Origin of the sequence: Mixta intestinalis, from assembly GCF_009914055.1 — a bacterium.
GTDB lineage: Bacteria > Pseudomonadota > Gammaproteobacteria > Enterobacterales > Enterobacteriaceae > Mixta > Mixta intestinalis.
Genome location: NZ_CP028271.1, coordinates 1,713,971 through 1,739,956, shown reverse-complemented (window position 1 = coordinate 1,739,956; position 25,986 = coordinate 1,713,971). Strand labels below are relative to the sequence as shown.

Annotated in this window: 24 protein-coding genes and 1 pseudogene; 13 read left to right on the top strand and 12 right to left on the bottom strand. The window is 55.7% G+C overall.

All coding sequences use genetic code 11. The features are described from left to right. Positions 1 to 161 precede the first annotated feature (161 nt). The gene (locus C7M51_RS08270; protein ID WP_160621360.1) at positions 162 to 1,016 is read left to right on the top strand and encodes a hypothetical protein; all 855 of its coding nucleotides are present in this window, start codon (positions 162 to 164) and stop codon (positions 1,014 to 1,016) included. Between the two features lie 8 nt (positions 1,017 to 1,024). Here the strand turns inward: C7M51_RS08270 and C7M51_RS08265 are convergent, their stop codons facing one another. After that, on the bottom strand, positions 1,025 to 1,474 hold the full coding sequence (locus C7M51_RS08265) for a DUF4385 domain-containing protein (RefSeq protein ID WP_160621359.1): 450 nt from the start codon (positions 1,472 to 1,474) through the stop codon (positions 1,025 to 1,027). Positions 1,475 to 1,548: 74 nt separating this feature from the next. On the opposite strand from C7M51_RS08265, the gene C7M51_RS08260 reads away from it, so the two are divergent. Further along, positions 1,549 to 2,169 carry a LysE family translocator gene (locus tag C7M51_RS08260; RefSeq protein WP_208852124.1) on the top strand — a complete coding sequence of 207 codons (621 nt, stop codon included), beginning with the start codon at positions 1,549 to 1,551 and terminating at the stop codon, positions 2,167 to 2,169. A 68-nt stretch (positions 2,170 to 2,237) separates the two neighbouring features. On the opposite strand, the gene cmoB is transcribed toward C7M51_RS08260, so the two are convergent. Together cmoB and cmoA are read right to left on the bottom strand one after the other, a co-directional pair. Continuing rightward, the gene (gene cmoB, locus C7M51_RS08255; protein ID WP_160621358.1) at positions 2,238 to 3,206 is read right to left on the bottom strand and encodes a tRNA 5-methoxyuridine(34)/uridine 5-oxyacetic acid(34) synthase CmoB; all 969 of its coding nucleotides are present in this window, start codon (positions 3,204 to 3,206) and stop codon (positions 2,238 to 2,240) included. 3 nt (positions 3,207 to 3,209) lie between these two features. Next, positions 3,210 to 3,944 carry a carboxy-S-adenosyl-L-methionine synthase CmoA gene (gene cmoA, locus C7M51_RS08250; protein ID WP_160621357.1) on the bottom strand — a complete coding sequence of 245 codons (735 nt, stop codon included), beginning with the start codon at positions 3,942 to 3,944 and terminating at the stop codon, positions 3,210 to 3,212. 177 nt (positions 3,945 to 4,121) lie between these two features. Between cmoA and C7M51_RS08245 the strand changes: the two genes are divergently transcribed. Next, on the top strand, positions 4,122 to 4,670 hold the full coding sequence (locus C7M51_RS08245; protein WP_160621356.1) for a type IV secretion protein Rhs: 549 nt from the start codon (positions 4,122 to 4,124) through the stop codon (positions 4,668 to 4,670). A 2-nt stretch (positions 4,671 to 4,672) separates the two neighbouring features. Next, positions 4,673 to 5,080, top strand: coding sequence for a putative T6SS immunity periplasmic lipoprotein (locus C7M51_RS08240; RefSeq protein ID WP_160621355.1), 408 nt, complete (start codon positions 4,673 to 4,675; stop codon positions 5,078 to 5,080). 6 nt (positions 5,081 to 5,086) lie between these two features. Here C7M51_RS08240 and C7M51_RS08235 read toward each other — a convergent pair whose 3' ends face one another. Continuing rightward, a complete protein-coding gene (locus tag C7M51_RS08235; RefSeq protein WP_160621354.1) occupies positions 5,087 to 5,911 on the bottom strand; it encodes a DUF72 domain-containing protein in 825 nt (274 codons plus the stop codon). A 40-nt stretch (positions 5,912 to 5,951) separates the two neighbouring features. Then, positions 5,952 to 6,518 (bottom strand): hydrolase, encoded by a 567-nt coding sequence (locus C7M51_RS08230; RefSeq protein ID WP_160621353.1) that lies wholly within the window; start codon positions 6,516 to 6,518, stop codon positions 5,952 to 5,954. 310 nt (positions 6,519 to 6,828) lie between these two features. On the opposite strand from C7M51_RS08230, the gene aspS reads away from it, so the two are divergent. The 6 genes and pseudogenes from aspS to ruvB all read left to right on the top strand — a co-directional run bounded on the left by aspS (position 6,829) and on the right by ruvB (position 12,248). Beyond that, positions 6,829 to 8,607, top strand: a complete 1,779-nt coding sequence (gene aspS, locus C7M51_RS08225; protein ID WP_160621352.1) for an aspartate--tRNA ligase — start codon at positions 6,829 to 6,831, stop codon at positions 8,605 to 8,607. Position 8,608: 1 nt separating this feature from the next. Next, on the top strand, positions 8,609 to 9,043 hold the full coding sequence (gene nudB, locus C7M51_RS08220; RefSeq protein ID WP_160621351.1) for a dihydroneopterin triphosphate diphosphatase: 435 nt from the start codon (positions 8,609 to 8,611) through the stop codon (positions 9,041 to 9,043). Between the two features lie 187 nt (positions 9,044 to 9,230). Next, positions 9,231 to 9,973 (top strand): annotated as a pseudogene (locus C7M51_RS08215) (YebC/PmpR family DNA-binding transcriptional regulator). A 37-nt stretch (positions 9,974 to 10,010) separates the two neighbouring features. Continuing rightward, positions 10,011 to 10,535 carry a crossover junction endodeoxyribonuclease RuvC gene (gene ruvC, locus C7M51_RS08210; RefSeq protein ID WP_160621350.1) on the top strand — a complete coding sequence of 175 codons (525 nt, stop codon included), beginning with the start codon at positions 10,011 to 10,013 and terminating at the stop codon, positions 10,533 to 10,535. Positions 10,536 to 10,620: 85 nt separating this feature from the next. Further along, on the top strand, positions 10,621 to 11,235 hold the full coding sequence (ruvA, locus tag C7M51_RS08205) for a Holliday junction branch migration protein RuvA (RefSeq protein ID WP_160621349.1): 615 nt from the start codon (positions 10,621 to 10,623) through the stop codon (positions 11,233 to 11,235). Positions 11,236 to 11,243: 8 nt separating this feature from the next. Then, a complete protein-coding gene (gene ruvB / locus C7M51_RS08200) occupies positions 11,244 to 12,248 on the top strand; it encodes a Holliday junction branch migration DNA helicase RuvB (protein ID WP_160621348.1) in 1,005 nt (334 codons plus the stop codon). A gap of 46 nt (positions 12,249 to 12,294) precedes the next feature. Here ruvB and znuB read toward each other — a convergent pair whose 3' ends face one another. Together znuB and znuC are read right to left on the bottom strand one after the other, a co-directional pair. After that, the gene (gene znuB / locus C7M51_RS08195) at positions 12,295 to 13,080 is read right to left on the bottom strand and encodes a zinc ABC transporter permease subunit ZnuB (RefSeq protein WP_160621347.1); all 786 of its coding nucleotides are present in this window, start codon (positions 13,078 to 13,080) and stop codon (positions 12,295 to 12,297) included. Continuing rightward, on the bottom strand, positions 13,080 to 13,832 hold the full coding sequence (gene znuC, locus C7M51_RS08190; protein WP_160621346.1) for a zinc ABC transporter ATP-binding protein ZnuC: 753 nt from the start codon (positions 13,830 to 13,832) through the stop codon (positions 13,080 to 13,082). Before znuC ends, znuB begins: the two co-directional genes overlap by 1 nt. A 77-nt stretch (positions 13,833 to 13,909) precedes the next feature. Between znuC and znuA the strand changes: the two genes are divergently transcribed. The 3 genes from znuA to lpxM all read left to right on the top strand — a co-directional run bounded on the left by znuA (position 13,910) and on the right by lpxM (position 17,351). Further along, the gene (znuA, locus tag C7M51_RS08185; protein WP_160621345.1) at positions 13,910 to 14,857 is read left to right on the top strand and encodes a zinc ABC transporter substrate-binding protein ZnuA; all 948 of its coding nucleotides are present in this window, start codon (positions 13,910 to 13,912) and stop codon (positions 14,855 to 14,857) included. A gap of 13 nt (positions 14,858 to 14,870) precedes the next feature. Next, complete coding sequence (gene mepM / locus C7M51_RS08180) at positions 14,871 to 16,196, top strand: murein DD-endopeptidase MepM (RefSeq protein ID WP_160621344.1); 1,326 nt, start codon at positions 14,871 to 14,873, stop codon at positions 16,194 to 16,196. Positions 16,197 to 16,376: 180 nt separating this feature from the next. Continuing rightward, a complete protein-coding gene (lpxM, locus tag C7M51_RS08175; RefSeq protein ID WP_160621343.1) occupies positions 16,377 to 17,351 on the top strand; it encodes a lauroyl-Kdo(2)-lipid IV(A) myristoyltransferase in 975 nt (324 codons plus the stop codon). Between the two features lie 78 nt (positions 17,352 to 17,429). Here lpxM and C7M51_RS08170 read toward each other — a convergent pair whose 3' ends face one another. The 5 genes from C7M51_RS08170 to pyk form a co-directional block, all read right to left on the bottom strand. Next, the gene (locus C7M51_RS08170; RefSeq protein WP_160621342.1) at positions 17,430 to 18,683 is read right to left on the bottom strand and encodes an MFS transporter; all 1,254 of its coding nucleotides are present in this window, start codon (positions 18,681 to 18,683) and stop codon (positions 17,430 to 17,432) included. A gap of 85 nt (positions 18,684 to 18,768) precedes the next feature. Then, positions 18,769 to 21,123, bottom strand: a complete 2,355-nt coding sequence (locus tag C7M51_RS08165) for a GNAT family N-acetyltransferase (protein ID WP_160621341.1) — start codon at positions 21,121 to 21,123, stop codon at positions 18,769 to 18,771. A 1-nt stretch (position 21,124) separates the two neighbouring features. Further along, positions 21,125 to 22,417, bottom strand: coding sequence for a lysine N(6)-hydroxylase/L-ornithine N(5)-oxygenase family protein (locus C7M51_RS08160; protein ID WP_160621340.1), 1,293 nt, complete (start codon positions 22,415 to 22,417; stop codon positions 21,125 to 21,127). Between the two features lie 10 nt (positions 22,418 to 22,427). Next, positions 22,428 to 23,978, bottom strand: coding sequence for a pyridoxal phosphate-dependent decarboxylase family protein (locus C7M51_RS08155; RefSeq protein ID WP_160621339.1), 1,551 nt, complete (start codon positions 23,976 to 23,978; stop codon positions 22,428 to 22,430). A gap of 478 nt (positions 23,979 to 24,456) precedes the next feature. Next, positions 24,457 to 25,899, bottom strand: coding sequence for a pyruvate kinase (gene pyk, locus C7M51_RS08150; RefSeq protein ID WP_160621338.1), 1,443 nt, complete (start codon positions 25,897 to 25,899; stop codon positions 24,457 to 24,459). Positions 25,900 to 25,986: the final 87 nt, after the last annotated feature.

The window sequence follows — 25,986 nt, the reverse complement described above, 5'->3', positions numbered from 1 at the left end:
AGATAATGACGCTATAATTATCTGATAAGCAACAGAACGGGTGTCGCAGGCCATTGCATCAATTGCCGTTTCGCTAACGTCAGCTTGCTTTTGTAAGCCTTCCGTATTTTCGGAAGGCATTTTTTATGCCAGGTATTGGCGCATTACTTGAGTGAGGGATTATGAAGTCTGTATGTCTGGCTTTTATTATCGGTAGTGGCTGTTTGATGTCTGGCAACGTGGCGTTGGCGGCAGAGACGTGCCACGCCGATTCTGAAGCGATAAAAAACAGCAATAATGTTATTTTGCTCGGCGGCATGGCAAAAGGCAAAATTAAACAGGTAGTTATGGGCGAGTTTGGTAAAAACGTCAATTCGCAGAAACGCCTGTTAAGTCAGTTTGATAGCTGCGGTCAGCTTACCGTTGCGGATATGAGTTACGATAAAGTTGAAAAAAATGTGGTGCTGGCAATGGTGCAGCATATCACCCGCGTCAGTCAGGGGTGGCTCGCGGAATATCAGATTTCGGTCAAGGTAAAAAAAGCGGATGCGCTGGTTGAGGTGACGCATAAAAAAGGCGTAATCAATTATATGGTGGGCAAAAAGGGTAATATTATCAGCGCCAGCGACAGCTTTTTGCTGATGGGGAATAAAGGGTTTACCGAAACCATCTATAACTATGATAAACAGCTGCGTTTGCTGAACAGCGTGGCGCGCGGTTCTGACGAGTTGGCAAACGGTGAATATCACTATAGCTGGAGCCGCGATGGGCTGTTGCAAAGTAGCATTTCCGAAAAAGTGAAGGAACGCTACCGCTATGATAAGCAGCAGCGTGAACAGCAGTTGCTTACTATTAGTACCACGCCTTCCGGTGCGATTACCGCACTCAGTGAATGCCAGAGCTGGGATAGCGTCGGCAACTGTACCCTGAGCTATTTGCAGGAGACCGAAACGGATGGAAAAGCCGCCCAACAGCGTCAGCTCAGTATCGCCACGCGCTTTGAATACTGGGATCGCATGGCGGATGATAAACGCTGAGTAGTTTATTAACCGTAGCGTTGCTGATGCGCCTTTTTGCGCCGCAGATAGTCTTCATCGGCGCGAATTTTGTCCCAGTAGGTTTTAAAAATTGCGGCTGATTCCGCCTTTTCCGCATTAATTTGCTGTGGCAGCACCTGACGCTGCGCATCATATTTTTTGCCGCCGGGATGGTTGGCGTAGCGGCGTGCGCGGGTAAAGCCCATCTGGATAAACTTACGCGCCATATCCATACCGACAAAATCATCCTGCTGGCGGTACGCTTCAAACAGCGCCATGATTTTTTCCGCCGACTCATGGGCAATCTCTGGGGTGCGGAAGCGCCAGTGGGGCAGAATTTCTGATTTATAAGGTTCGACGAGCAGTACCCCCTGTTCGCCACGCCCCACCTGATAGCGCTCCGGATGCTGGCGGAAGTCGATTTGCGTGAAATCCTGCTGGTAATCAAACTCTTTCATTGTCCCTCCTGCGGCTGTTACGCTAAGTTTAGTTACCGTCCCGGCACTCTGCTTTTTTCTCTAAGGAACGCGCTATGATTTCGTCGCTGTTGGCCTTTCTGGTCGCTATCATCATTCTGACCCTGACACCTGGATTTGATACCGCGCTGGTGCTGCGTACTTCAGCCGCCTGTGGCTGGCGTCGGGCGCTGGCGACGGCGTTGGGCGTTGCGGGAGGCTGCTTTATCTGGGGCGTGGCGGTAGGATTTGGTCTCGGTGCGCTGCTGTTGGCTTCGGAAATGGCTTATAACTTGCTGAAATGGGTGGGGGCCGCTTATCTGCTGTGGCTGGGCGTCGGCCTGCTGCTGCGTCCGCGTAGCGCGTTGCCCAATGCGCAGGAGCAGAAAACCGCGCCGGGCTGGAAGGCGCTGTTTATGAAAGGGCTGCTGGGTAATTTGCTGAACCCGAAAGTGGGAATTTTTTATGTGTCGTTCTTACCGCAGTTTATTCCGGCTGGCGCGTCGGTGGCGGTCTGGAGCAGCGCGATGTCACTCACGCATGCGTTCATCGGCCTGCTGTGGAGCGGCATGCTGATTGTCGGTACGCGCTATTTCGCCGAAAAGCTGCGGCGTCCGATTGTAATGAAAGCGATGGATCGTCTGACCGGCTGCGTATTTATCGGTTTTGCCGCGAAGCTGGCACTGTCGCGCCGCTAATGTAAAAGGCGTGGTGGGTCGGATAGTTATCGCCAGACAAACAGGGCGCCCGCAGGCGCCTTTTTTCATCAGGGCTTGCGGGCTACCAGTACGGCACGCAGCGGTGCCGGATAGCCTTCCAGCGTTTTACTGCTGTCGTGAGGATCGAGGAAATCCGCCAGCGATTCGGTGGTCATCCAGTCGGTACGACGCTGTTCTTCCGTACTGGTGCGCGAGAAATCGACGATGCGCACGTCGACAAAACCGCATTTCTCCAGCCAGCGGCTCAGCGCCGGAGCGGAAGGAATGAACCAGACATTGCGCATCTGCGCGTAGCGTTCGCCGGGCACCAGTACATCATGCTCGTCGCCCTCAATCACCAGCGTTTCCAGTACCAGCTCGCCGCCGCTGACCAGCTGACTTTTAAGCTGGAACAGATGATCGAGCGGTGAACGGCGATGGTAGAGCACGCCCATAGAAAATACCGTATCGAACGCCTTCAGCTCCGGCAGCTGTTCAATACCCAGCGGCAGCAGATGCGCGCGCGGGTCATCGCCCAGCAGCTTACGCACCGCCTCAAACTGACAGAGAAAAAGCTGAGTGGGATCGATGCCAACCACCAGCGCGGCACCGGCACCCACCATACGCCATATGTGGTAGCCGCTGCCGCAGCCGACATCCAGCACGGTGCGATCGGTCAGCGGCGAAATATGCGGCAGTACGCGATCCCATTTCCAGTCGGATCGCCACTCGGTATCGATGTGTGTGCCGTAAAGGGAATAAGGGCCTTTACGCCACGGCATCAGGTTGCGCAGCAGTTTCTCTATGCCCTGACGCTGACGCTCGCTGAGATCGTCACGATCGGCGCTGACGCTCTGTTGCAGATCGAGATGCTGCGGCGTCAGCAGCGGCAGATTATCCACCGTTTTTTGCCAGTTGCGGAAATGGCCGTGCAGATTTTCACGCTGCCAGGCAGCCAGCTGCGCCGGAAGCACCTCAAGCCAGCTTGCCAGCGGGCCCAGCGCAATCTGTTGGTAAAATTTGCCAAACTCAATCATGCCTTAACCTGCTTTCAACGCCACCAGAGAACCAAAGTTGAAGCACTGGAACCAGAGCTCGCTGTGCTCAAAACCCGCCTGACGCAGACGCGCCTTATGGGTTTCTACCGAGTCGGTCAGCATCACATTTTCCAGCATGCTGCGCTTCTGGCTGATTTCCAGCTCGCTGTAGCCATTGGCACGCTTGAAATCGTGATGCATGTTAAACAGCAGATCGCCGACGTCAGCATCTTCAAAACTAAATTTCTCTGACAGCACCAGCGCGCCGCCCGGATTGAGTCCCTGATAAATGCGCTGTAACAGCGTCAGGCGATCGTCCGGCGCGAGGAATTGCAGGGTAAAATTCAGCACCACCATGGAGGCGTTTTCGATTGGGATATGGCGAATATCGGCCTCGATCACCTCAACCGGCGTGGTGGCGCGAAAGGCATCGATATGACGGCGGCAGCGCTCAATCATCGCCGGTGAGTTATCGACGGCAATAATTTTGCAGCCTTCCGCCTGCACCGAACGGCGCACCGACAGCGTGGCGGCGCCCAGCGAGCAGCCGAGGTCATAAACCTGGGTGTTGGCTTTGACAAAGCGTTCGGCCAGCATGCCGATCATGGAGATGATATTGGAATAACCCGGCACCGAACGCTGGATCATATCGGGGAAAACTTCAGCTACGCGCTCGTCAAAGGTCCAGTCGCCCAGTTTATCAACAGGCGCGGAGAACAGCGTATCTCGATTAGACATAGGGGTAAATCCGGTCAACTACGGAAAGGCGCATATTCTGGCAGAAAGCGCGGCAGACTGCATCTTTTGCGCGACAGCGTAAGAATCGACGCGAAACGGCGAAACTGTAACCGGGCGCACGCTTTTTTTCGGGGTGGTTTTTATTCTGTTACCCAGCAGAGGCCAGAGGAGAAGAGGATGAAGACAGCCAGAGAAGGCAGTTTACGCTTATTAACGCTCGGTGAAATTGCGCTGGCACGCACTGTTTTTAACGGATCGATTGTTTATTCACGCGTCTGGATTCACTGTGACAGCTATTTGCCGTTCGGTTTACAGCGCCGTAATACCGCGATGACGCCCAATGGCGAAATATGGTTTCGGAAGGAGCTCTATCGGACTGATTTTTCGAATATTTTTGTGCCCGTTGGATTAAAACACCTTTTTATCCATGAAATGATGCATGTCTGGCAACATCAAAAGCATATGTGGGTCAGGACACGCGGCCTGATGAGCTGGGCCGCAGATTATACCTACCGGCTTGATGGCAAACCGCTGTTAAGTTATTCGTTAGAGCAACAGGCACAGATTGTAGCGGATTATTACGTTTTAACGACTTTTGGTTATGCAACCTGGGATCGACTGAGGAAAATAAATTTCCCCGTCGTTACCTGTCAGGGAAGTAGCGAACCGGGTAATTTATTGTCTCGTTATCGCCAAACGATTTTTTCACGGTTATATGGAGGATAACTATGCGCTTCAGGCAACTCGTAACTGTCATGGCAGTGACAATGGCCTTAACCGCCTGTGAGGGTAAAACGCTCTCTCTTTATTCGGCTAAGATAAAAACTTTTAATAATCAAGTATGTGTAATGATTGACGCAAAAAAAGGCGAATATCTAAATATGCTGGAAATTTCCTCCTCTGATGAAAAAGAAACGTTTTTCAGACGCTATTTTTCCAGCCAGGAGAGTGAGACGATTCCGCTTACAGCTGATACCTGCGTACCGGTTTTTAATTATCCGTTTCGGGAGGGGTATGCGTATGGTGTGATGATTTCTACCATGTTTAAAGGCGCAGGGCAAAATGGTGGCAGAAACTTCGTCGCTTCCTTTACTCTCTATCGCGCTGGCGGCGAGCTGAGCGCCACCAGCCTGTAATACCGCTCAAAACAGTGCGGCCTGCTGCGGCCAGTCCGGCGCGTCGCCCACCTGCGGTAGCGCCTGTTGCAGACGGGGCCACAGCCGCTGCACCAGATCCAACACTTCGCCAATATCGGGCGTATGAATAAACAGCCAGGGCGTGCCGCTGGCCTGCCAGCCCGGCAGTTTACTCAGCCAGTCCTCGAACCAGATTTCATTCTCCTGAAGTGATTCGCTGCCGATAAATCGCACCATCGGATCGCTGGCGGTCATAATAGCGTGCGGCGGTACTTTCGGTTTCTTCGCTTTGGCATCCAGCGTCGCGGGGCTGGTGGCACGGGAAGCGTGAACCGGGCGGCTGTCAAGGATCACACGGTTAACGCCGCGCTGATGCAGGCCGCGATTTAAGGCGCGTTCCGCCTCGCCTTTGGCGAAAAAAGCGGGATGGCGCACTTCAACGCCATAGCGGAAAGCGACGGGGAGCCGATCGAGAAAAGCCCACAGCGCGGTGAGCGCATCGGGGCCAAAGGCGGCGGGCAGCTGCAACCAGTATTGCCCGATGCGTGTGCTCAGCGGATCGAGCGTGCGGAAAAAGGTTTCTACTAAATCATCGCAGTCGCGCAGCCCTGACTGATGGCTGATGCTGGCGGGGAATTTAAAACAAAAGCGAAACGCATCGCTGGTCATCGCCCGCCAGCGCTGTACCACCTCCGCTTTCGGCAGGGCATAGAGCGTAGTATTGCCTTCCACGCAGTTAAAATAGCGGGCGTAATCGGCCAGCGTTTCCAGACCGTAGCGTTTCCAGTGTGGATGCTGCCACTGCGGCAGCCCCAGACGAAATGTCGACATGTAGCTCCTGTAGCGGGCGGGCTGCCCCGCCCGAATCCGGTTACAGCGCGGCGATAATCTCCTCCACGCGGCGCACTTTGGCGATGCGTGGGAAAATCCACTCCATGCTGCCGTTATGTTGCTCAGCGCTGCCTGCGCTGCAAATATCTTCGGCAATCACCAGGTTAAAGCCCAGTTCCCAGGCGTTGCGTGCGGTAGATTCTACGCCAATATTGGTGGCAATGCCGCCCAGCACGATAGTATCAATGTTGCGACGGCGCAGCTGAAGCTCCAGATCGGTGCCGTAAAAGGCGCCCCACTGATGTTTTACCACCTCGATATCGCCCGGCTCAACGCCCAGCGCGGGCGGATAGTTCCACCAGTTTTCCGGCAGCGCGCCATGCGCCGGTGCAGCATCGACCTCCTGCTGCAGGGCGTCGGCAAAATCAGACGCCCAACCAACACGTACCAGCACTACGGGCGCATTAACGGCACGGAATTTTGCCGCCAGTTTCGCTGCGCCGCTGACGACCTGCTGCGCGCTGTGCGGGCCGCCAGCAAAAGGCAAAATGCCTTCCTGCAAATCAATTAATACCAGGGCGGTTGATGTAGGATTGAGTTTCATCATGCTCTCCGTGAATAAAAGAGTTTAAGCCTGAGCCAGCTAAACCGCACCAGACAAGAAGAAAAATGTCGTGAATTCATGAATTTTGTGAATTTCTGTGTGCATAGCGCTAACATTAGCCTGCACAGGGCAACAAATGAACGCGCTTTGCGCTCTGCACGCCGTTCCCCCTTATCGCGCCTTGCTTTTTACATTATAATGCCTGCCTTTTTGCGGCAGCGTCTGCCTGACGGTTATCCGCCGGATAGCCGCACTACACGACGACACAACCGGGCTGCCCATGCTGCAGCGGCGAAGTTAAAAGGATAGCGTTATGCGTACAGAATATTGTGGACAGGTCAATCTGTCTCATGTTGGCCAGCAGGTAACTCTCTGCGGTTGGGTTAACCGCCGTCGCGATCTGGGGAGCCTGATCTTTATCGATATGCGTGACCGCGAAGGTATCGTCCAGGTCTTTTTCGATCCCGATCGCCAGCAGGCCTTTGAACTGGCCTCTGAGCTGCGTAACGAGTTCTGCATTCAGGTCACCGGCGTGGTGCGTGCGCGCGACGAGCGCAATAAAAACCCCGATATGGCTACCGGCGAGGTTGAAGTTTTTGCTACCGAACTGACCATCATTAACCGCGCTGAACCGTTGCCGCTGGACTCCAACCAGGTCAACACCGAAGAGGCGCGCCTGAAATATCGCTATCTCGATCTGCGTCGTCCGGAGATGGCGCAGCGCCTGAAAGCGCGTGCGAAAATCACCAGCTTCGTGCGCCGCTTTATGGATGATAACGGTTTTCTCGATATTGAAACGCCGATGCTGACCAAAGCGACACCGGAAGGGGCGCGTGACTATCTGGTGCCGAGCCGCGTGCATAAAGGCAAATTCTACGCGCTGCCGCAGTCGCCCCAGCTGTTTAAACAGCTGCTGATGATGTCCGGCTTCGATCGCTACTATCAGATCGTAAAATGCTTCCGTGATGAAGACCTGCGCGCTGACCGTCAGCCGGAGTTTACCCAGATCGATGTGGAAACCTCCTTTATGACCGCGCCGCAGGTGCGTGAAGTGATGGAGCGCATGGTGCGCCAGCTCTGGCTGGAAGTGAAGGGCGTTGACCTGGGCGAGTTCCCGCAGATGACCTTCGCGGAAGCAATGCGTCGCTACGGCTCCGACAAACCCGATCTGCGTAACCCGATGGAGCTGGTGGATGTGGCCGATCTGGTGAAAGATGTCGAATTCAAGGTTTTCTCCGGCCCGGCCAATGACGCCAAAGGCCGCGTAGCGGCGCTGCGCGTACCGGGTGGCGCGACGCTCAGCCGTAAGCAGATCGATGAGTACGGTAAGTTTATCGAAATTTACGGTGCGAAAGGGCTGGCCTATATCAAGGTCAACCAGCGTGCGCAGGGCCTGGAAGGTATCCAGAGTCCGGTAGCGAAATTCCTGACGGCAGAGATCGTTGAGGCGATCCTGGCGCGCACCGGCGCACAGGATGGCGATATGGTGTTCTTCGGTGCTGATAAAGCCAACGTGGTGGCGGATGCGATGGGCGCGCTGCGTCTGAAGCTGGGTCGCGATCTGAATATCACCGACGATAAAGCCTGGCGGCCGCTGTGGGTAGTGGATTTCCCGATGTTCGAAGATGACGGTGAGGGTGGTCTGACGGCGATGCATCATCCGTTTACCGCACCACGCGATATGACGCCGGAAGCGTTGAAAGCCGCGCCGGAAACCGCCATCGCCAACGCCTACGATATGGTGATTAACGGCTACGAAGTGGGCGGTGGTTCGGTACGTATCCATAACGGACAGATGCAGCAGACCGTGTTCGGTATTCTTGGTATTACCGAAACGGAACAGCGCGAGAAGTTTGGCTTCCTGCTCGACGCGCTGAAGTTCGGTACGCCGCCGCATGCGGGCCTGGCGTTCGGCCTTGACCGTCTGGTGATGCTGTTGACCGGCACCGACAATATTCGTGACGTTATCGCTTTCCCGAAAACCACCGCCGCTGCCTGTCTGATGACCGAAGCGCCGAGCTTCGCTAATCCGGCCTCGCTGGAAGAACTGGCGATTCAGGTGGTGAAAAAGGATAAGCCAGAGAGCCTGTAAGATGAGCTACAAGCATCCGGTTTCGGTACTGGTGGTGATTTATGCGCAGGATACCGGGCGGGTGCTAATGCTGCAACGGCGTGACGATCCTGCGTTCTGGCAGTCGGTTACCGGCAGCCTGGAAGTGGGAGAAACGCCGGTTGAGGCGGCACGGCGCGAAGTGTTTGAGGAGCTGGCCATTGATGTGGCGGCGGAAGGGCTGACGCTGAAAGATTGTCAGCGTCAGATTGAGTTTGAGATCTTTACCCACTTCCGCCATCGCTACGCCCCTGACGTCACGCATAATACCGAACACTGGTTCTGCCTGGCGCTGCCGGGCGAACGCCGCGTTATTCTGAGCGAGCATCTTGCCTGGCAATGGCTGGATGCGACTGAGGCCGCCCGCCTTACCAAGTCCTGGAGTAACCGCCAGGCAATTGAAGAATTTGTCGGCTAATCCTTGCCGACAGCCGCGCCGCGCACTGCAAAGAGCATCGCTGTTTCTGGCGCGAGCGTGCTGAAGCCATCAGTCGATGTGACTGATACAAAATCAACAGCGTCAGGCATAAGGCGCGCTGTCTCCCCGGCAGGGGATGCTGGCCTTAAGGGTGTCTGACCGGTGTCAAACTGGAGAGAGCAGAGTTATGGCAGGTCATAGTAAATGGGCCAACACCAAGCACCGCAAAGCGGCACAGGATGCCAAACGCGGTAAGATTTTCACCAAAATTATTCGCGAGCTGGTTACCGCAGCCAAGCTGGGCGGTGGCGATCCCGGTTCTAACCCGCGTCTGCGTGCCGCGATGGATAAAGCGCTGTCCAACAACATGACGCGTGACACCATGGATCGCGCTATCGCGCGCGGCGTAGGCGGCGACGATAACAGCAACATGGAAACCATCATCTATGAAGGCTACGGTCCCGGCGGCAGTGCCATTATGGTGGAATGCCTGAGCGACAACCGCAACCGTACCGTGTCTGAAGTTCGCCACGCCTTTACCAAATGCGGCGGCAATCTCGGCACCGACGGCTCCGTGGCCTATCTGTTCACCAAAAAAGGGGTGATCTCCTATGCGCCAGGCCTGGATGAAGATACGGTAATGGATGCGGCGCTGGAAGCGGGCGCAGATGACGTGGTCAGCTATGACGACGGCGCTATCGACGTGTTCACGCCGTGGGAACCTTCGGTACGGTAAAAGATGCGCTGGACGCTGCTGGCCTGAAAGCGGAAACGGCAGAGGTGACGATGATCCCGTCGACCAAAGCGGATATGGATGCGGAGACTGCACCTAAGCTGATGCGCCTGATCGATATGCTGGAAGACTGCGACGACGTGCAGGAAGTTTACCATAACGGTGAGATTTCCGACGAGGTGGCGGCCACTCTGTGATGGCCCCGGCGATGATTCAACCTGACGGAGTAGCCTGATGGCGATAATTCTGGGCATCGACCCAGGTTCCCGTATCACCGGCTATGGCGTTATACGTCAGGTGGGGCGACAGTTAACCTATCTGGGCAGCGGCTGTATCCGCACCAACGTTGTCGATCTGCCGTCCCGCCTCAAGCTGATTTATGCTGGCGTCAGTGAGATCATCACGCAGTTTCAGCCCGACTTTTTCGCCATTGAGCAGGTCTTTATGGCAAAAAATGCCGATTCAGCGTTGAAGCTGGGTCAGGCGCGCGGCGCAGCGATTGTGGCGGCGGTGAACCAGGATTTGCCGGTATTTGAATATGCGGCCCGGCAGGTGAAGCAAACGGTGGTCGGCATCGGCAGCGCGGAAAAAAGCCAGGTGCAGCATATGGTGCGCACCCTGCTGAAGCTGGCGGCGAATCCTCAGGCCGACGCCGCCGATGCGCTGGCGATCGCCATTACGCACTGCCACGTCAGCCAGAATGCCAACCGGCTCAGCGAGTCGAAGCTTACCCTGACGCGCGGCAGGCTGCGTTCATAACCCTTTATCAGGCTGGATATTCATCCAGCCTTTTTTATGTTATAACTCTGACACTTTCTCTCCCTACCCATTAAAGGAAGCTACTGTGATAGGTCGTCTGCGAGGCATTATTCTGGAAAAACAACCGCCGCTGGTTCTGCTGGAGGCAAACGGCGTGGGATATGAAGTCCACATGCCGATGACCTGCTTCTATGAGCTGCCGGAACTGAACCAGGAAGCGATTGTTTTTACCCAGTTCGTGGTGCGTGAAGATGCGCAGCTGCTCTACGGCTTTAACAGCAAGCAGGAGCGCGCGCTGTTCCGCGAGCTGATTAAAGTTAACGGCGTCGGGCCTAAGCTGGCGCTGGCGATCCTCTCCGGTATGTCGGCGCAGCAGTTTGTGACCGCCGTCGAGCGTGAAGAGGTGGCAACCCTGGTGAAGCTGCCGGGCGTGGGCAAGAAAACCGCCGAGCGTCTGGTAGTGGAGATGAAAGATCGCTTTAAAGGAATGCATGGCGACCTGTTTGGCGGCGACGCGACCTTTACGCTGACCAGCGAAAACGCGCAGCCGGAAAGCAACGACGCCGAAGCCGAAGCGGTTGCCGCGCTGGTGGCGTTGGGGTATAAACCGCAGGAAGCCAGCCGGATGGTCAGCAAAGTGGGCCGCCCGGATGCTGATTGTGAAACCCTGATCCGTGAAGCGCTGCGTGCCGCGCTCTGAGGTAAACCATGATTGAAGCCGATCGCCTGGTCTCACCCGGCAACATCAGCGAAGAAGAAATTATTGACCGCGCCATTCGCCCGCGCCTGCTGGAAGAGTATGTTGGCCAGCCGCAGGTGCGCGAGCAGATGGAGATCTTTATCAAGGCGGCGAAAATGCGCGGCGACGCGCTCGACCACCTGCTGATTTTCGGCCCGCCGGGGCTGGGTAAAACCACGCTGGCGAATATCGTGGCGAATGAAATGGGCGTCAACCTGCGCACCACCTCCGGCCCGGTGCTGGAAAAAGCGGGCGATCTGGCAGCGATGCTCACCAACCTTGAGCCGCATGACGTGCTGTTTATTGATGAGATTCATCGACTTTCGCCAGTGGTGGAAGAGGTGCTCTATCCGGCGATGGAAGATTACCAGCTCGATATTATGATTGGCGAAGGCCCGGCGGCGCGCTCGATCAAGCTGGATTTGCCGCCCTTTACGCTGATTGGCGCTACCACCCGTGCCGGTTCGTTAACTTCGCCGCTGCGCGATCGCTTCGGCATTGTGCAACGCCTGGAGTTTTATCAGGTAAAAGATTTGCAGCATATCGTGGGCCGCAGCGCCGCCTGTCTGGGGCTGGATCTCAGCCCGGAAGGGGCGCTGGAAGTGGCACGCCGGGCACGTGGCACGCCGCGTATCGCTAACCGGCTGCTGCGTCGCGTGCGTGATTTTGCCGAGGTACGCGCTGATGGCGTGATGAACGGCGAAGTGGCGGCGAAGGCGCTTGATATGCTGAACGTCGATAACGAAGGCTTCGACTATATGGACCGCAAGCTGTTGCTGGCCATTATCGATAAGTTTACCGGCGGCCCGGTGGGGCTGGATAACCTGGCGGCAGCGATTGGCGAAGAGCGCGAAACCATTGAGGACGTGCTGGAGCCTTACCTGATTCAGCAGGGCTTTATTCAGCGTACTCCGCGTGGGCGCATCGCTACCCAGCATGCCTTTAAACATTTCGGCCTCAGCCGCGAAGTATAAAAAAACGCCAGCAAATGCTGGCGTTTCTGTCTGAGAGCTATAGCAATCAGGCGGGGACGTTTTTCAACTGACTGAAAATAAACAGCAGCGCAGCACATAACACCACCGAAGGGCCGGCGGGCGTGTCGTAAAAGGCGGAGAACGTCAGGCCGCCGGTTACCGCAATTATGCCGACGCCGATAGCCAGCAGCGCCATCTGCTCCGGCGAACGGGCAAAGCGCCGCGCAGCGGCGGCGGGGATCACCAGCAGTGAGGTAATAATCAACGCGCCGACAAACTTCATCGCCACGCCGATGGTCAGTGCGGTTACCAGCATCAGCAGCATACGGGTGCGGGCGATATTTACGCCATCCACCTGCGCCAGCTCCGGGCTGATGGTCATCGACAGCAGCGGACGCCACTGCCAGGCCAGCCCCGCCAGTACCAGCGCCACGCCGCCGCCGATAATCATTAAATCGTCCGGCGTCACCGCCAATAAATCGCCAAACAGATAGGCCATTAGATCGACGCGCACGTTAGACATCAGGCTGACCACCACCAGCCCCAGCGACAGCGCGCTGTGCGCCATAATTCCCAGCAGGGTATCTATAGCGAGGTGAGGGCGACGTTCCAGCCAGACCAGGCCCAGCGCCAGCAGCAGCGTAACGGCGATGACCGCATAAAATGGGTTAACGTTCAGCAGCAGGCCGAAAGCTACCCCCAGCAGTGACGCGTGCGCCAGCGTATCGCCGAAATAAGACATACGTCGCCAGACCACAAATGAACCGAGCGGGCCAGCCGCCAGCGCCAGCATTACGCCGCCCAGCCAGCCGGGAAGTAATAATTCCAGCATTATTTTCCTGTTCCTTTGCGCAAAACAATCCGCCCCTGTAAATCGTGACGATGATTATGGTGATGGCGATAAATTGCCAGCTGCTCGGCACCGCGTGGGCCAAACATGGCGATAAATTCGGGGTGACGGGAAACCGCTTCCGGCGTGCCGGAACAGCAGATATGGTGGTTAAGGCAGAGCACCTCATCGGTTTTCGCCATCACCAGGTGCAGGTCATGTGACACCATCAGCACGGCGCAGTTAAGCTCCAGCCGTAGCTGATTGATCAGATCATAGAGCGCTACCTGTCCATTTACGTCAACGCCCTGCGTCGGCTCATCCAGCACCAGTACGCGCGGTTGATTCAGCAGCGCCCGCGCCAGCAGCACGCGCTGTGCCTCGCCGCCGGAGAGTTTCTGCATTGGCGCAAACTGCAAATGTCCCGCCTGAACCCGCTTGAGCGCGGGTAACACATCTGCCTTGCGCGTCGCCGGACGCAAACGTAAAAACCGATCGACGGTTAACGGCAGGGTGGCATCAAGATGCAGTTTTTGCGGCACGTAGCCGATACGCAGCGGATCATCGCGCGTAATTGTACCGCTGTCCGGCGCGATCAGGCCCAGCACCACGCGTACCAGGGTCGATTTACCGGCACCGTTGGGGCCGAGCAGCGTCAAAATGCGTCCAGGTTGCAGTGATAATGAGATATTTGACAATACCTGACGCTGACCAAAGCTGACGGAAATATTTTCCAGGCTGATTAATGTTGTCATCGCTATTAAAACTTGCAGAAGTTATCGAATGTTATAATATCACATTTTCTCACCCCGTCACGATGGATTGAAGCATTATGTTACAGAATAAAAAGGCATTGTTTTCCCTGCTCTTACCCCTTGGCGTTGCCGCTTCGCTAAGCGCGCCCGCCAGTGCAGCGGTGGTCGCCTCGATCAAGCCGCTGGGCTTCATCGCTTCTGCCATTGCAGAGGGCGTAACGCCGGTAGATGTTTTGCTGCCGGATGGGGCTTCTGAACACGACTATGCGCTGCGTCCATCTGACGTCAAACGCTTGCAGGACGCGGATCTTGTTGTCTGGATTGGACCGGAAATGGAAGCCTTTATCAGCAAAACCGCCAGTGCGTTTCCCGCACAGAAAAACCTTGAGTTAGCCAATTTACCAGAGGTTAAACCGCTGCTAATTACCGGCGCGGAAGATGAGGATGAGGAGCATGAGGAAGATGAGCAACATCATGACGCCGCGCATGAACATCATCATCATGGACAATATAATATGCATCTGTGGATGTCCCCGGAAATAGCGCGCCAATCTGCGGTTGCAATCCACGCAAAATTATTGGAACTTATGCCGCATAGCAGAGCCAAACTGGACGCGAACCTGCAACATTTTGAGTCACAATTGACGAAAAGCGACGAGCAGATAGCGCGTCAGCTGGCACCCGTTAAAGGAAAGGGATATTTCGTTTTTCACGATGCCTATAGTTATTTTGAAAAACACTACGGTCTCACGCCGCTTGGCCATTTTACCGTGAATCCTGAAATTCAACCGGGTGCGCAGCGTTTACATCAAATTCGAACACAGTTGGTTGAGCATAAAGCGACCTGCGTTTTTGCTGAGCCACAATTCAGACCAGCGGTCATCGATGCCGTTGCCAGAGGGACACAGGTACGTAAAGGTACGCTCGATCCACTGGGAATGGGCATCAGCTTAGGAAAGGACAGTTATGTGAAATTCCTCTCACAGCTGTCGAGCCAGTATGAAAGCTGCCTGAAAGGAGCATGAGGAATCCTGAATAGTGCAACAGATAGCCCGCTCTGTCGCTCTGGCATTTAATAACCTGCCACGGCCCCATCGCGTAATGCTTGGGTCGCTTACCGTGGTTACTTTGGCCGTCGCTGTCTGGCGGCCTTATGTTTATCATCCGGGTGAAACCTCACCCATTGTGAAAACCATTGAGATTGATAAAGAAGAGTTGCGTTCGCTGCTGCCTGAGGCCAGCGAACCGCTCGATCAGCCCGCACCTGCGCCGGAAGACGATCTGCCGAAAGATGAAATAGATCAGGACGTCACGGCGGAAAGCGGTACCCATGATTATGTGGTTTCCAGCGGCGATACGCTGAGCAGCATCCTTAATCAGTACGGTATCGATATGGGCGAGATCAACCAGCTGGTGAAGACAGATAACGCTCTGCGCAGCTTGCAGGTGGGGCAGCAGATCTCCTGGACGCTCACCGATGACGGCGAGCTGAAACGCCTGAGCTGGGAGATGTCGCGTCGGGAAACCCGCACTTACGATCGCGTTGGTAACGGCTTCAGGATGTCCAGCGAGATGCAAAAGGGCGAATGGAAAAACAGCGTGCTGACCGGCGTGGTAAACGGCAGCTTCGTGACCAGCGCGCAAAATGCCGGGCTGAGCAGTGCTGAAATCAGCAGCGTCATCAAAGCGCTACAGTGGCAGATGGACTTTCGCAAACTGCGTGCCGGTGACCGCTTTAGCGTACTGATGTCGCGGGAAGAGCTGGATGGTAAAAAGGAGCAGAGCCAGCTGTTAGGCGTGCGTCTGCGTACCGGCGGGCGCGATTATTACGCTATCCGCGCCGAAGACGGTAAGTTTTACGATCGCAGCGGCTCTGGTCTGGCGCGCGGCTTTATGCGTTTTCCTACCGTGAAGCAGTATCGTGTCTCCTCCAATTTCAATCCGCGCCGTTTGAACCCGGTGACCGGGCGCGTTGCGCCGCATAAGGGCGTCGATTTTGCGGTGCCGAACGGAACACCTGTGCTGGCGGTGGGTGATGGCGAAGTGGTGCAGGCGAAATACAGTTCCGGTGCCGGTAATTATGTCGCTATTCGTCATGGACGCCAGTATATGACGCGCTATATGCACATGAGCCGCCTGCTGGTGAAACCGGGCGATAAGGTGAAGCGCGGCGATCGTATTGGGCTTTCCGGTAGTACCGGACGCTCTACCGGTCCGCATATTCACTATGAAATCTGGATCAATAATCAGGCGGTGAATCCGCTGACGGCTAAGCTGCCGCGTACGGAAGGGCTGACCGGTAAAGATCGTTCCGCCTACCTTGCGCAGGTCAGGGAAGTGCTGCCGCAGCTGAAGCTAAAATAAGCCTGAGATAACCTTACCTGCGGGCGACGTGTTGCCGTCGCCCGCCCGATTTGCTGCTTTATGCAGCAAAATGTAGCAAATTCCCCCTGTTTTTCCTGTGGATTACGCCTTGCCCGCGGTAACCGTTGCAAATTTGTCTGCCCGCACTATCATTAGCCGGTTATTGATTGAGGCGAGTGCATGGAAAACAGCAAGAAAAACAATACAGAATTTATCCCTACCTTTCAGAAGTCCTTCCTGATGCCGAAATACTGGGGTGCCTGGCTGGGTATCGGTGCGTTTGCCGGAATGGCACTGTTGCCGCCTGCATTGCGCGATCCCATTCTTGGCGCAGCGGGACGTCTTGCTGGACGCTTTGCCAAAAGCGCTCGCCGCCGGGCGCAAATCAACCTGCTTTATTGTCTGCCGGAGCTGTCTGAAGCCGAGCGGGAAACCATTATTGATGAGATGTTTGCCACCGCGCCGCAGTCGATGGTGATGATGGCTGAGCTGGCGATGCGTAAACCGCAGCGGGTACGCGAGCGGGTTCGCTGGCACGGTAAAGAGATTATCGAGTCAATGAAGGCAGAAAAACAGAACGTGATTTTTCTGGTGCCGCACGGCTGGGCGGTGGATATCCCGGCGATGCTGCTGGCCTCCGAAGGGCAGAAAATGGCGGCGATGTTCCACAATCAAAGTAATCAGCTGTTCGATTATATCTGGAACTATGTGCGTCGGCGTTTTGGCGGCAGGATGCACGCACGCAACGATGGCATCAAGCCCTTTATCAGTTCGGTGCGCCAGGGGTACTGGGGCTACTACTTACCCGATCAGGATCATGGCGCTGAACACAGCGAGTTTGTTGATTTCTTTGCCACCTATAAGGCTACGCTGCCCGCGGTAGGCCGCCTGATGAAGGTGTGCCGCGCACGCGTGGTGCCGCTGTTCCCGGTGTATAACAGCAAGACGCATCAGCTGGATATCTATATTCGCCCGCCGATGGACGATCTGCTGGAGGCGGACGATCGTACGCTGGCGCGGCGGATGAATGAAGAGGTTGAGATTTTTGTACGCCCGAACCCGGAGCAGTACACCTGGATCCTCAAGCTGCTGAAAACACGGCGTGAAGGGGAAATCGAACCCTACCGACGTAAAGATCTTTATCCGCGCCGCTGAGACGGGCGCAGCATAAAAGAAGCCCCGCAAAAGCTGCGGGGCTGTTTGATTAAGCCAGAATGTTTATCGTTTTCGCCCTCAGGTGGCGTCAGCAACATCCTTAGCCTCATTTAATCGGCTGCGCCGTTTGCGCTCACGCAGGAAAGCGGTCACTAAAACCAGCCACAGCAGGCCGCTCACCAGATTGATCAGGCTAAACCAGGCCGCGCCGCCGTGGAAGTAGCCATATTTCGATACCTCAATACCCAGCGCAAAAGCGATAATGCTGACCATGCCGAGCATCGCCGCCACGCTGCCTTTACCGGCATTGCTGGAAAAGAGCGTCAGACGATAAAGCCCGGCGTTGACCATGCCTGCGCCATACGCATAGATACTGAGCCCGGCGGTCAGCCACAGATAGCTGTGACGATCCAGTAGCGAAGTCACCATCGCCAGCCCCAGCCCCACCAGAATCGGCCACGCGCCCAGACGCAGCGGGCTTTCAATCGGCAGGCGGTTCGCCAGTTTCCCCAGCGTCAGGTTACCGGCGATCATCGCCAGAAATACCGGCAGCTGTAGTAGCGCGTAATCCATGCGCGTCAGACCCTCATCCTTAATCAGAATCACCGGCGACAGCGCGACCCAGGCGAGAATCGGAATAAATACCAGCCCGATTGCCAGCGAGCCGGACATAATCTGCCGTTCGCGTGCCAGCGTCAGGTAGGTGCGTCCCAGGCTGCGCAGGTTGACAGATACGCTGCGATCGCCTGCGGTTTCCGGCATCGCGCGCCACAGACCAATCAGCGCCAGCGCGGCGATAATCGCGAACAGCCAGAACATGGTGCGCCAGTCGCCGACGGTCAGGAAAGCCGCGCCTGCCAGCGGGCCAGCCAGCGGTGCCAGCAGGGCAACGTTAGCCATTAGCGCCATAATGCGCACGCTGCGCGCTTCATCAAATGCTTCCTGGATGGCGGCGTAGCCTACCGCACCGATAAAGCAGAGGCTGGCACCCTGTAAAAAGCGCAGGGCGACAAACTGCTGAATAGAGGCAACCCAGTGCGTCAGCGCACAACAAACGATAAAAAACAGTACGCCGCTCAGCATCACCGGGCGACGACCATACTTATCGGAGAGCGGGCCAAGCAGCCATTGCAGAACAATGCCGCCAATCAGATAGGCGGTCAGCGAAGTGGAAACCCACTCGGCACCAACGTGAAATTCGCTGGTTACCAGCAGCATACCGGGCTGAATCATATCGTGCGCAATATAGGTAGCGAACTCAAACAGCACCAGCGAGAGGGGAAATAACAGATGCCTGAATGTCAGGTGTGAAACCGGGGTATAGGCGGCCATGCAGGCTTGCTCCAGAAAGATAAAAAACGCGACCGCAAGGGCGGCCGCGTCAGTATAACGTTTAAATCATATTACCTGAGAATGATTAGCGATGCGCGTAAACGGCGATCGGATTACTTAGCTCGCCCGCAAACTTCAGGTTCTCCGCCGGATCGGACAGATTGATCATCTGCTGATTATTTGCCAGCTGAAGCCGGTTCAGGCAGGAGAGCGCAAAGGTTGGTGCAAACAGATCGTAGCGGGCAAACTTGCTCGCCAGCTGCGGGTGCGCCTGCTGATATGCCTGAATGCACTGCGCTACGCGCTGCCAGAAACGCGCCTCCGGCAGCGTACCGCTCTCATCGAGAATGGCGGAAATAAAGCGGAAAATGCAGTCGAAGACATCGGTAAAGATCGACAGGATTTTCAGATTTTCCGGTACCTCTACCGCCAGTCGCTGTGCCTTCTCCGGCAGTACTGCATCCGGGTTCAGCACCGCAATTTCCTCGCCGATATCCTTCATCCAGGCGCTGACCGGCACGTTGTTGTCGAATTGCAGGATCAGGTTTTCGCCGTGCGGCATAAAGACGATATCGTGCTGATAGAAGCAGTGCAGCAGCGGGCTGAGATAGCAGGTCAGGTAGCGGTCGATCCATTCCTCTGGTGCCAGCCCGGAATCGGCAATCAGCGCAGGCAGCAACGCCTGCTGATGACGATCGATATGCAGCAGCGAAGCCATCGTCATCAGGCGTTGGCCAGGCTGAAGCTGGGGGAGCGGATTATCGCGCCACAGCGCGGCGAACATTTTCTTATAGGCCGAGTCGCCCTGAATCGCACGCTCATAATAGCGGTTATGATAGCCGATGGCCGCCACCTCGCGCAGGATGCGGAAATTGCACTGCTTCAGCCACGGGTCCTGCTTAACAATCCCTTCCAGCCACTGATTCACCGCGGGCGTGGTCGCCATATAGTAGGGCGAAAGGCCGCGCATAAAGCCCATATTCAGCACCGACAGCGCGGTTTTCACGTAGCGTTTGGTCGGCTGGCTGCGGTTAAAGAAGGTGCGGATAGACTGCTGCGCCTGATAGTTATCTTCGCCTTCGCCCAGCCAGATAATGTCGCGCGCGGCGATATCGGCGGCAAACACCGTCAGCAGCTTGTTCTGCCACTGCCAGGGATGAACCGGCATCAACAGATAATCCTGTGGATCGACCGCCAGCGCCCGCAGCCGATCGGTAAAGGCTGCCAGTGTGCTTTCGCCCAGCTCCTCTGTCATCAGCTGCTGATAGCCTAACGCGTCGATACTGGAGAAGTGGGCGTTACGCACGTGTACCGCCACCCATACCAGACGAATTGGAGCTGCGGCCTCTGGCGCATAGGCGAGGTAGTCACGCGCATCAAAGCCGATGCGCCCATTATTAGCAACGAAGCAAGGATGGCCTTCGGTCATTGACGCTTCTACCGTCTGGAAATCGGCCTTAACCAGCGCCGCGCTGTCCGGGTTTCCTTTTTGCAGTTTATAGACGCTGCTGCACAGCGTACTGGTGATCTCTTCCATGTAGGTTGCCAGCATAGCAGCGGGTATGCCGATCTGCTGGTTAAATTCGATAATAAACTGCAACGCATCCAGCGGCAGCGGCGTGCCGTTCTCACTTTTCTCCAGCGAATCGGGATCGATTTGCCAGTGATCGAGCGCCAGACGACGGGCGCGAAAATGATAAACCGCTTCGCCGCCCGGTACTGCCAGCTGCCAGCTATTCTCCGCAGTGGGCTGGGGAGCGATCAGTTTCTCATGGGCGAATTCAGCAATGGCTTTACGCACCAGCAATCGATTTGCCAGCGCCCAGCTGTCGCCGGTGAGATGTTGCCCGTGAGCGAATTGAGAAGTGGTGGTCATGGTTAAGGATTCCTGCAATTGAGCCTGCTGATAATCTTCGCGCTGGCAAAAGGCGAGCCAGGCCGTTTTATGTCCCATATCGATGGTGTGCTGGTAGCGAAAACCGGCGCGTTTATTGAGACGATGAATTTTTTCATTACGCACGTCCGGCTCAACGACCACGCGCCGCACCTGCGGCTGGCTGAACAGAAAGTCCATCACCGTGGTAAATACCTGCCAGCTGAACTGCGCTACCGGCTTTTCGGCAGGTGCGATCAGAATATGCATACCGTAATCGTCGGGCCGGGCCGGGTAGTGCTGCGCGATTTCATCCTGCTGTGCACGGTAAAACTCCATCAGAAAAACCGGCTGGCCGTTGCACAGACCGATAATCGCCGCCTGCGGATTATCGGCGGTCAGCTGTTGATAGAAATGGCTTACCTGCGCCAGCGAATCATTCTGCATTCCCCAGAAGCGGGCATACTCCTGGGTCACCCAGCGATGGATTAGCGGCGCATCCTGCGCTGTCATGGGGCGCAGGGTGAACTCGCCCGCCGGACGATGGCATTGGTATAAGGTGTTCATCTTATTGCTCCGATTCTGCCGGGAAGGTCTGGAAGGCGATGCGCTGTTCAACCGGGTAAACTTCGCGTCCGGTAATTTCACGAATCAGCACCGAATTGCGATAGCAGGCCATGCCAAGATCGGGGGTGACAAAGCCGTGCGTGTGCAGCTCGGCGTTTTGCACAAATACCCGGTTGTGACGATCGATGCTGTAGTTGCGCTGCACCGCGTAGCGCCCCTGTTCATCCCAGCGCAGGCGGCTGGCGATACCTTCAATAAACTGCGGCGGCTGATAGTGATAGCCGGTTGCCATCACCAGACCCTCGGTGCGTCGCGTATAGTGCTGATCCTGCTCGCGCTGGTGCAGCGAAAGCTCCAGCTCATCGTGCGGCAGACGGCGCAGGCCGGTAAGCGTCGAGTTGGTAAACAGCCGTACTTTTAAGTCGCCATCCAGCTGCTTGATATACATCAGATCGTAGATATCGTTGATCAGGCTGCTGTTGATGCCTTTAAACAGGTTTTTATGTCCGGCGTTCAGTTCGTCGCGCTTACGGGCGGGCAGGGCGTGGAAATAGTCGATCCACTCCGGCGAGGTCATCTCCAGCGTTAGCTTGGTGTATTCCAGCGGATAGAAGCGCGGCGCACGCGTCACCCAGTTCAGCTGGTAGTCATATCGATCGATTTCACTCAGCAGATCGTAGAAGATCTCCGCCGCGCTCTGACCGCTACCCAGTACGGTAATAGACCGCTGCGCCTGTAGCTTCGCTTTGTTTACCAGATAGTGACTGGAATGCACCACGCGATCGTGCAGGGGACGACTGCACTCCGGCAGCCAGGCGACCGGGCCGGTGCCCAGCACCAGTCGGCGCGTCAGCCAGCTACGACGTTCGCCGCTGCGCGTATCGACAGTATGCAGCTGATAACATTCGCGGCTCTCATCGTAGCTGGCATACTCGACGCGTGTGTTCCAGCGCAGGTTGTTCAGCTGCGAACAGGCCCACTGGCAATAGTGGTTATATTCCTTACGCATCAGAAAGAAGCTTTCGCGGATGTAAAAGCTGTACAGCTTGCCTTTCTGTTTCATGTAGTTCAGCAGGCTGAAGGGACTGGTGGGATCGGCCAGCGTCACCAGATCGGCCATAAACGGCGTTTGCAGGTGGGCGCTCTCCAGCATCATGCCGGTATGCCAGTCGAAGCCAGGATTCTGATCGAGGAACAGGCCGTTAACCTCTTTCAGCGGTGCCGTCAGGCAGGCGAGGCTAAGGTTAAACGGGCCGATACCGATGCCGATAAAGTCATAAATGGTGTCGTTCATCACGATGCCCTTACTGATTGGCTGCGCTTAAGGCGTGCTGCTGTGAGAGTTCGCGTCCGTAGTGGGCGATCAGCGCGATAACCTCTTCCATATCCGCCACGCTGGTTGCCGGATTAAGCAGCGTAAACTTCAGGTACTGACGTCCGTTGACTTTGGTGCCCGCGACAACCGCGTTGCCGGAGCGAAACAGCGCCTTACGGATTTGCGCGTTAACCTCATCTGTCACTTCCGCGTTCAGGCCCGGACGCGGAATAAAGCGGAACACCTGGGTGGTCAGCTCTGGCGCGTGCAGTACCTCAATCGCCGGATGCGCCTGCAACAGACGATGCGTCTGCTGCGCCAGCGCCAGCACGTTGTCAAAGGCTTCGCCCAGCTTCTGCGCGCCCATAATGCGCAGCGTCATCCACATTTTCAGCGCATCAAAGCGGCGGGTGGTTTGAATACTTTTATTTACCAAATTCGGCGTGCCTTCCTGCTGGGCGCTGAGCGGATTGAGGTAGTCGGCATGCACCGTTACATGGCTCAGGTGCTGGCTGTCGCGCACGAAGAAAGCACCGCAGCTGACGGTCTGGAAGAAAGATTTGTGGTAATCGACGGTAACTGAATCGGCATGTTCAATGCCGCACAGACGTTGACGGTGCTGCGGTGAGACCAGCAGGCCGCAGCCGTAGGCGGCATCTACATGCATCCACAGCTGATAGTGACGGCAAATATCGCTCACCGCCTGTAACGGATCGATGCTGCCGAAATCGGTGGTGCCAGCGGTAGCGACCACCGCAACCGGAATCAATCCTTGCTGGCGGCACTGCTGAATCGCCTGCTCCAGTTTAGCGGCGTCCATGCGATAACGATCGTCATGGTCAACGGCAATCACCGCGTCATAGCCGAGGCCGAGAATGGCGGTTGATTTCTGAATGCTGAAGTGGCTCATTTTCGAGGTAAAGATACGCCACTTGCCCGCTTCCGGCGGCAGGCCGCGCTGTTTAATCAGGTATCCCGGATGCTGGCGGGCGCACCAGCTGTCACGCGCCAGCAGCATCGCCATCAGGTTGGACTGGGTGCCGCCGCTGGTAAAAATCCCGTCCGAACCGGTGGGCATGCCGATACGTTGCAGTGTCCAGTCGATGACTTTCTGCTCAATCAGCGTGCCGCCCGCGCTCTGATCCCAGGTATCGACCGAACTGTTTACCGCACTCATAATCTGCTCCGCCAGCAGCGAAGGCAGAACGATGGGGCAGTTGAGATGAGCGACATACTTTGGATGATGGAACCAGACCGCATCGCGCAGATAAACGTCGGACAGTTCGTTCAGCGCGGCCTGTTCGTTACCCAGCGGTTTATCTAAATCGATGGCGCGCAGCGTTGGGGCCAGCTCTTGCGGCAAAATACCGCTGAACGGTTTTTCTGTCTGCTGCAGCTGCTGGCGAATCAGCGCCAGCGCGCTTAGCGTCTGCTGCGCATACTGCTCCAGCTGTGCCTGGTTAAAGAAAAAAGCGCTGCTGGTGGCGGCGTTCTGGCGATCTGTCGCGATATTTTGTGTTTTTGCGGAAACCAAAGCCATTTCCTGACCCTTTTTGGACGTAAGAAACCCGTACCGACATAAAAAATATGACGGCCCTGTATGCCTGATGCATAACGGCATCAGTTAAGTTTTTTTAATATTTAAGCGGGCAGCGTAGTGACAGCCACCATAAATAAAAAGAGGGAGATAACTTTTTGGAGCGATAATCCTCCCGTTTTGTACGGATATTGCGATTTTTGTTAGGCAAATGCTGCGTTTGATAATATAAATGCGATTATAAATAGCAATCATTATCATTCAATAAGATTTTGGTGACAATTTAGTGATAAGTAAAATTAATATTTAAAATGTGACTTTGATCACATTTTGCTTATTGGTGAGTTGCTGAAAAGCGCTGAAAAATGTCAGCGTCTGCGCCTGGCTGAAAATCAGGCTGTAGAGAAGATATGAATATCAGAAAGGAGATGAACAGAAACAAGGCTACCGCAACCGCAGGCGGGTTACGGTAGCCAGAAGATTACTCGACGCGCAACACGCGGCTGGTATTGGTGGTGCCGGTAGTACTCATTACGTCGCCCTGGGTAACGATCACCAGATCGCCTGATACCAGGAAGCCTTTATCACGCAGCAGGTTGATGGCATCATGCGCTGCCGCCACGCCATCGTTATTGCTGTCGAACAGGACCGGCGTAACGCCACGATAAAGCGCCGTCAGGTTGAGGGTGCTTTCATGACGTGACATAGCGAAAATCGGCAGGCCGGAGGTGATGCGCGAGGTCATCAGCGCGGTACGCCCTGATTCGGTCATGGTGATAATAGCGGTAACACCCTGCAAATGGTTAGCGGCATACATTGCCGACATCGCGATCGCCTCTTCCACGTTATCAAACTGTACGTCGAGACGATGCTTCGATACGTTGATGCTTGGCACTTTCTCCGCGCCGAGGCAGACTTTCGCCATCGCGCTGACGGTTTCCGCCGGATACTGACCGGCAGCGGTTTCCGCCGAGAGCATCACCGCATCGGTGCCGTCCAGTACCGCGTTCGCCACGTCCATCACTTCTGCGCGGGTCGGCATTGGGTTCGTGATCATCGATTCCATCATCTGCGTCGCGGTGATGACGGCACGATTCAGCTGACGCGCGCGACGAATCAGCGCTTTCTGGATGCCTACCAGTTCCGGATCGCCGATTTCCACACCGAGATCGCCGCGGGCAACCATGACCACATCGGAAGCCAGAATAATGTCATCCATTGCAGCCTGGGTAGAGACAGCTTCGGCGCGTTCCACTTTGGCGACAATTTTGGCTTCGCTGCCGGCTTCCTGTGCAAGACGGCGCGCATAGTTAAGATCTTCGCCGCAGCGCGGGAAGGAAACGGCCAGGTAATCCACGCCGATTTTTGCCGCGGTGATAATATCTGCTTTATCTTTTTCGGTCAGCGCCTCGGCGGAAAGGCCGCCGCCCAGCTTGTTGATGCCTTTATTATTGGAGAGCGGACCGCCCACGGTCACTTCGGTAAATACCTTGCTGTCGCGCACTTCCAGCACTTTCAGCTGTACGCGCCCGTCGTCGAGCAGCAGAACGTCGCCCGGCACTACGTCTTCCGGCAGACCTTTATAATCGATGCCGACTTTTTCCTTGTCGCCTTCGCCTTTACCCAGGCTGGCATCCAGCAGGAACTTGTCACCGACATTGAGGAATATTTTCCCTTCTTTAAAGGTGGAGACGCGGATTTTTGGCCCCTGCAAATCGCCAAGAATCGCGACATGACGCCCTAACTTAGCGGCAATTTCACGTACTTTATCTGCCCGCAGCTGATGATCTTCCGGCGTGCCGTGAGAGAAGTTAAGTCGCACAACGTTAGCCCCGGCAGCGATAATTTTTTCCAGGTTGTTATCGCGATCGGTAGCTGGGCCTAAAGTGGTAACGATCTTGGTTCTTCTGAGACGTCGAGTCATGAGTTTTCCTTAAGGTGTAGAAGCCTGAGTAATGCACAGAGTAAGCGTGAATGTTCTGTTTATGATTTTTAAATGGCAGCGGGTAAT

Excerpts from the sequence above, each read along its gene's own strand:
- C7M51_RS08270 (WP_160621360.1), top strand. The coding sequence starts at position 162 with ATGAAGTCTGTATGTCTGGCTTTTATTATCGGTAGTGGCTGTTTGATG.
- C7M51_RS08265 (WP_160621359.1), bottom strand. The coding sequence starts at position 1,474 with ATGAAAGAGTTTGATTACCAGCAGGATTTCACGCAAATCGACTTCCGC.
- C7M51_RS08260 (WP_208852124.1), top strand. The coding sequence starts at position 1,549 with ATGATTTCGTCGCTGTTGGCCTTTCTGGTCGCTATCATCATTCTGACC.
- cmoB (WP_160621358.1), bottom strand. The coding sequence starts at position 3,206 with ATGATTGAGTTTGGCAAATTTTACCAACAGATTGCGCTGGGCCCGCTG.
- cmoA (WP_160621357.1), bottom strand. The coding sequence starts at position 3,944 with ATGTCTAATCGAGATACGCTGTTCTCCGCGCCTGTTGATAAACTGGGC.
- C7M51_RS08245 (WP_160621356.1), top strand. The coding sequence starts at position 4,122 with ATGAAGACAGCCAGAGAAGGCAGTTTACGCTTATTAACGCTCGGTGAA.
- C7M51_RS08240 (WP_160621355.1), top strand. The coding sequence starts at position 4,673 with ATGCGCTTCAGGCAACTCGTAACTGTCATGGCAGTGACAATGGCCTTA.
- C7M51_RS08235 (WP_160621354.1), bottom strand. The coding sequence starts at position 5,911 with ATGTCGACATTTCGTCTGGGGCTGCCGCAGTGGCAGCATCCACACTGG.
- C7M51_RS08230 (WP_160621353.1), bottom strand. The coding sequence starts at position 6,518 with ATGATGAAACTCAATCCTACATCAACCGCCCTGGTATTAATTGATTTG.
- aspS (WP_160621352.1), top strand. The coding sequence starts at position 6,829 with ATGCGTACAGAATATTGTGGACAGGTCAATCTGTCTCATGTTGGCCAG.
- nudB (WP_160621351.1), top strand. The coding sequence starts at position 8,609 with ATGAGCTACAAGCATCCGGTTTCGGTACTGGTGGTGATTTATGCGCAG.
- ruvC (WP_160621350.1), top strand. The coding sequence starts at position 10,011 with ATGGCGATAATTCTGGGCATCGACCCAGGTTCCCGTATCACCGGCTAT.
- ruvB (WP_160621348.1), top strand. The coding sequence starts at position 11,244 with ATGATTGAAGCCGATCGCCTGGTCTCACCCGGCAACATCAGCGAAGAA.
- znuB (WP_160621347.1), bottom strand. The coding sequence starts at position 13,080 with ATGCTGGAATTATTACTTCCCGGCTGGCTGGGCGGCGTAATGCTGGCG.
- znuC (WP_160621346.1), bottom strand. The coding sequence starts at position 13,832 with ATGACAACATTAATCAGCCTGGAAAATATTTCCGTCAGCTTTGGTCAG.
- znuA (WP_160621345.1), top strand. The coding sequence starts at position 13,910 with ATGTTACAGAATAAAAAGGCATTGTTTTCCCTGCTCTTACCCCTTGGC.
- lpxM (WP_160621343.1), top strand. The coding sequence starts at position 16,377 with ATGGAAAACAGCAAGAAAAACAATACAGAATTTATCCCTACCTTTCAG.
- C7M51_RS08170 (WP_160621342.1), bottom strand. The coding sequence starts at position 18,683 with ATGGCCGCCTATACCCCGGTTTCACACCTGACATTCAGGCATCTGTTA.
- C7M51_RS08165 (WP_160621341.1), bottom strand. The coding sequence starts at position 21,123 with ATGAACACCTTATACCAATGCCATCGTCCGGCGGGCGAGTTCACCCTG.
- C7M51_RS08160 (WP_160621340.1), bottom strand. The coding sequence starts at position 22,417 with ATGAACGACACCATTTATGACTTTATCGGCATCGGTATCGGCCCGTTT.
- C7M51_RS08155 (WP_160621339.1), bottom strand. The coding sequence starts at position 23,978 with ATGGCTTTGGTTTCCGCAAAAACACAAAATATCGCGACAGATCGCCAG.
- pyk (WP_160621338.1), bottom strand. The coding sequence starts at position 25,899 with ATGACTCGACGTCTCAGAAGAACCAAGATCGTTACCACTTTAGGCCCA.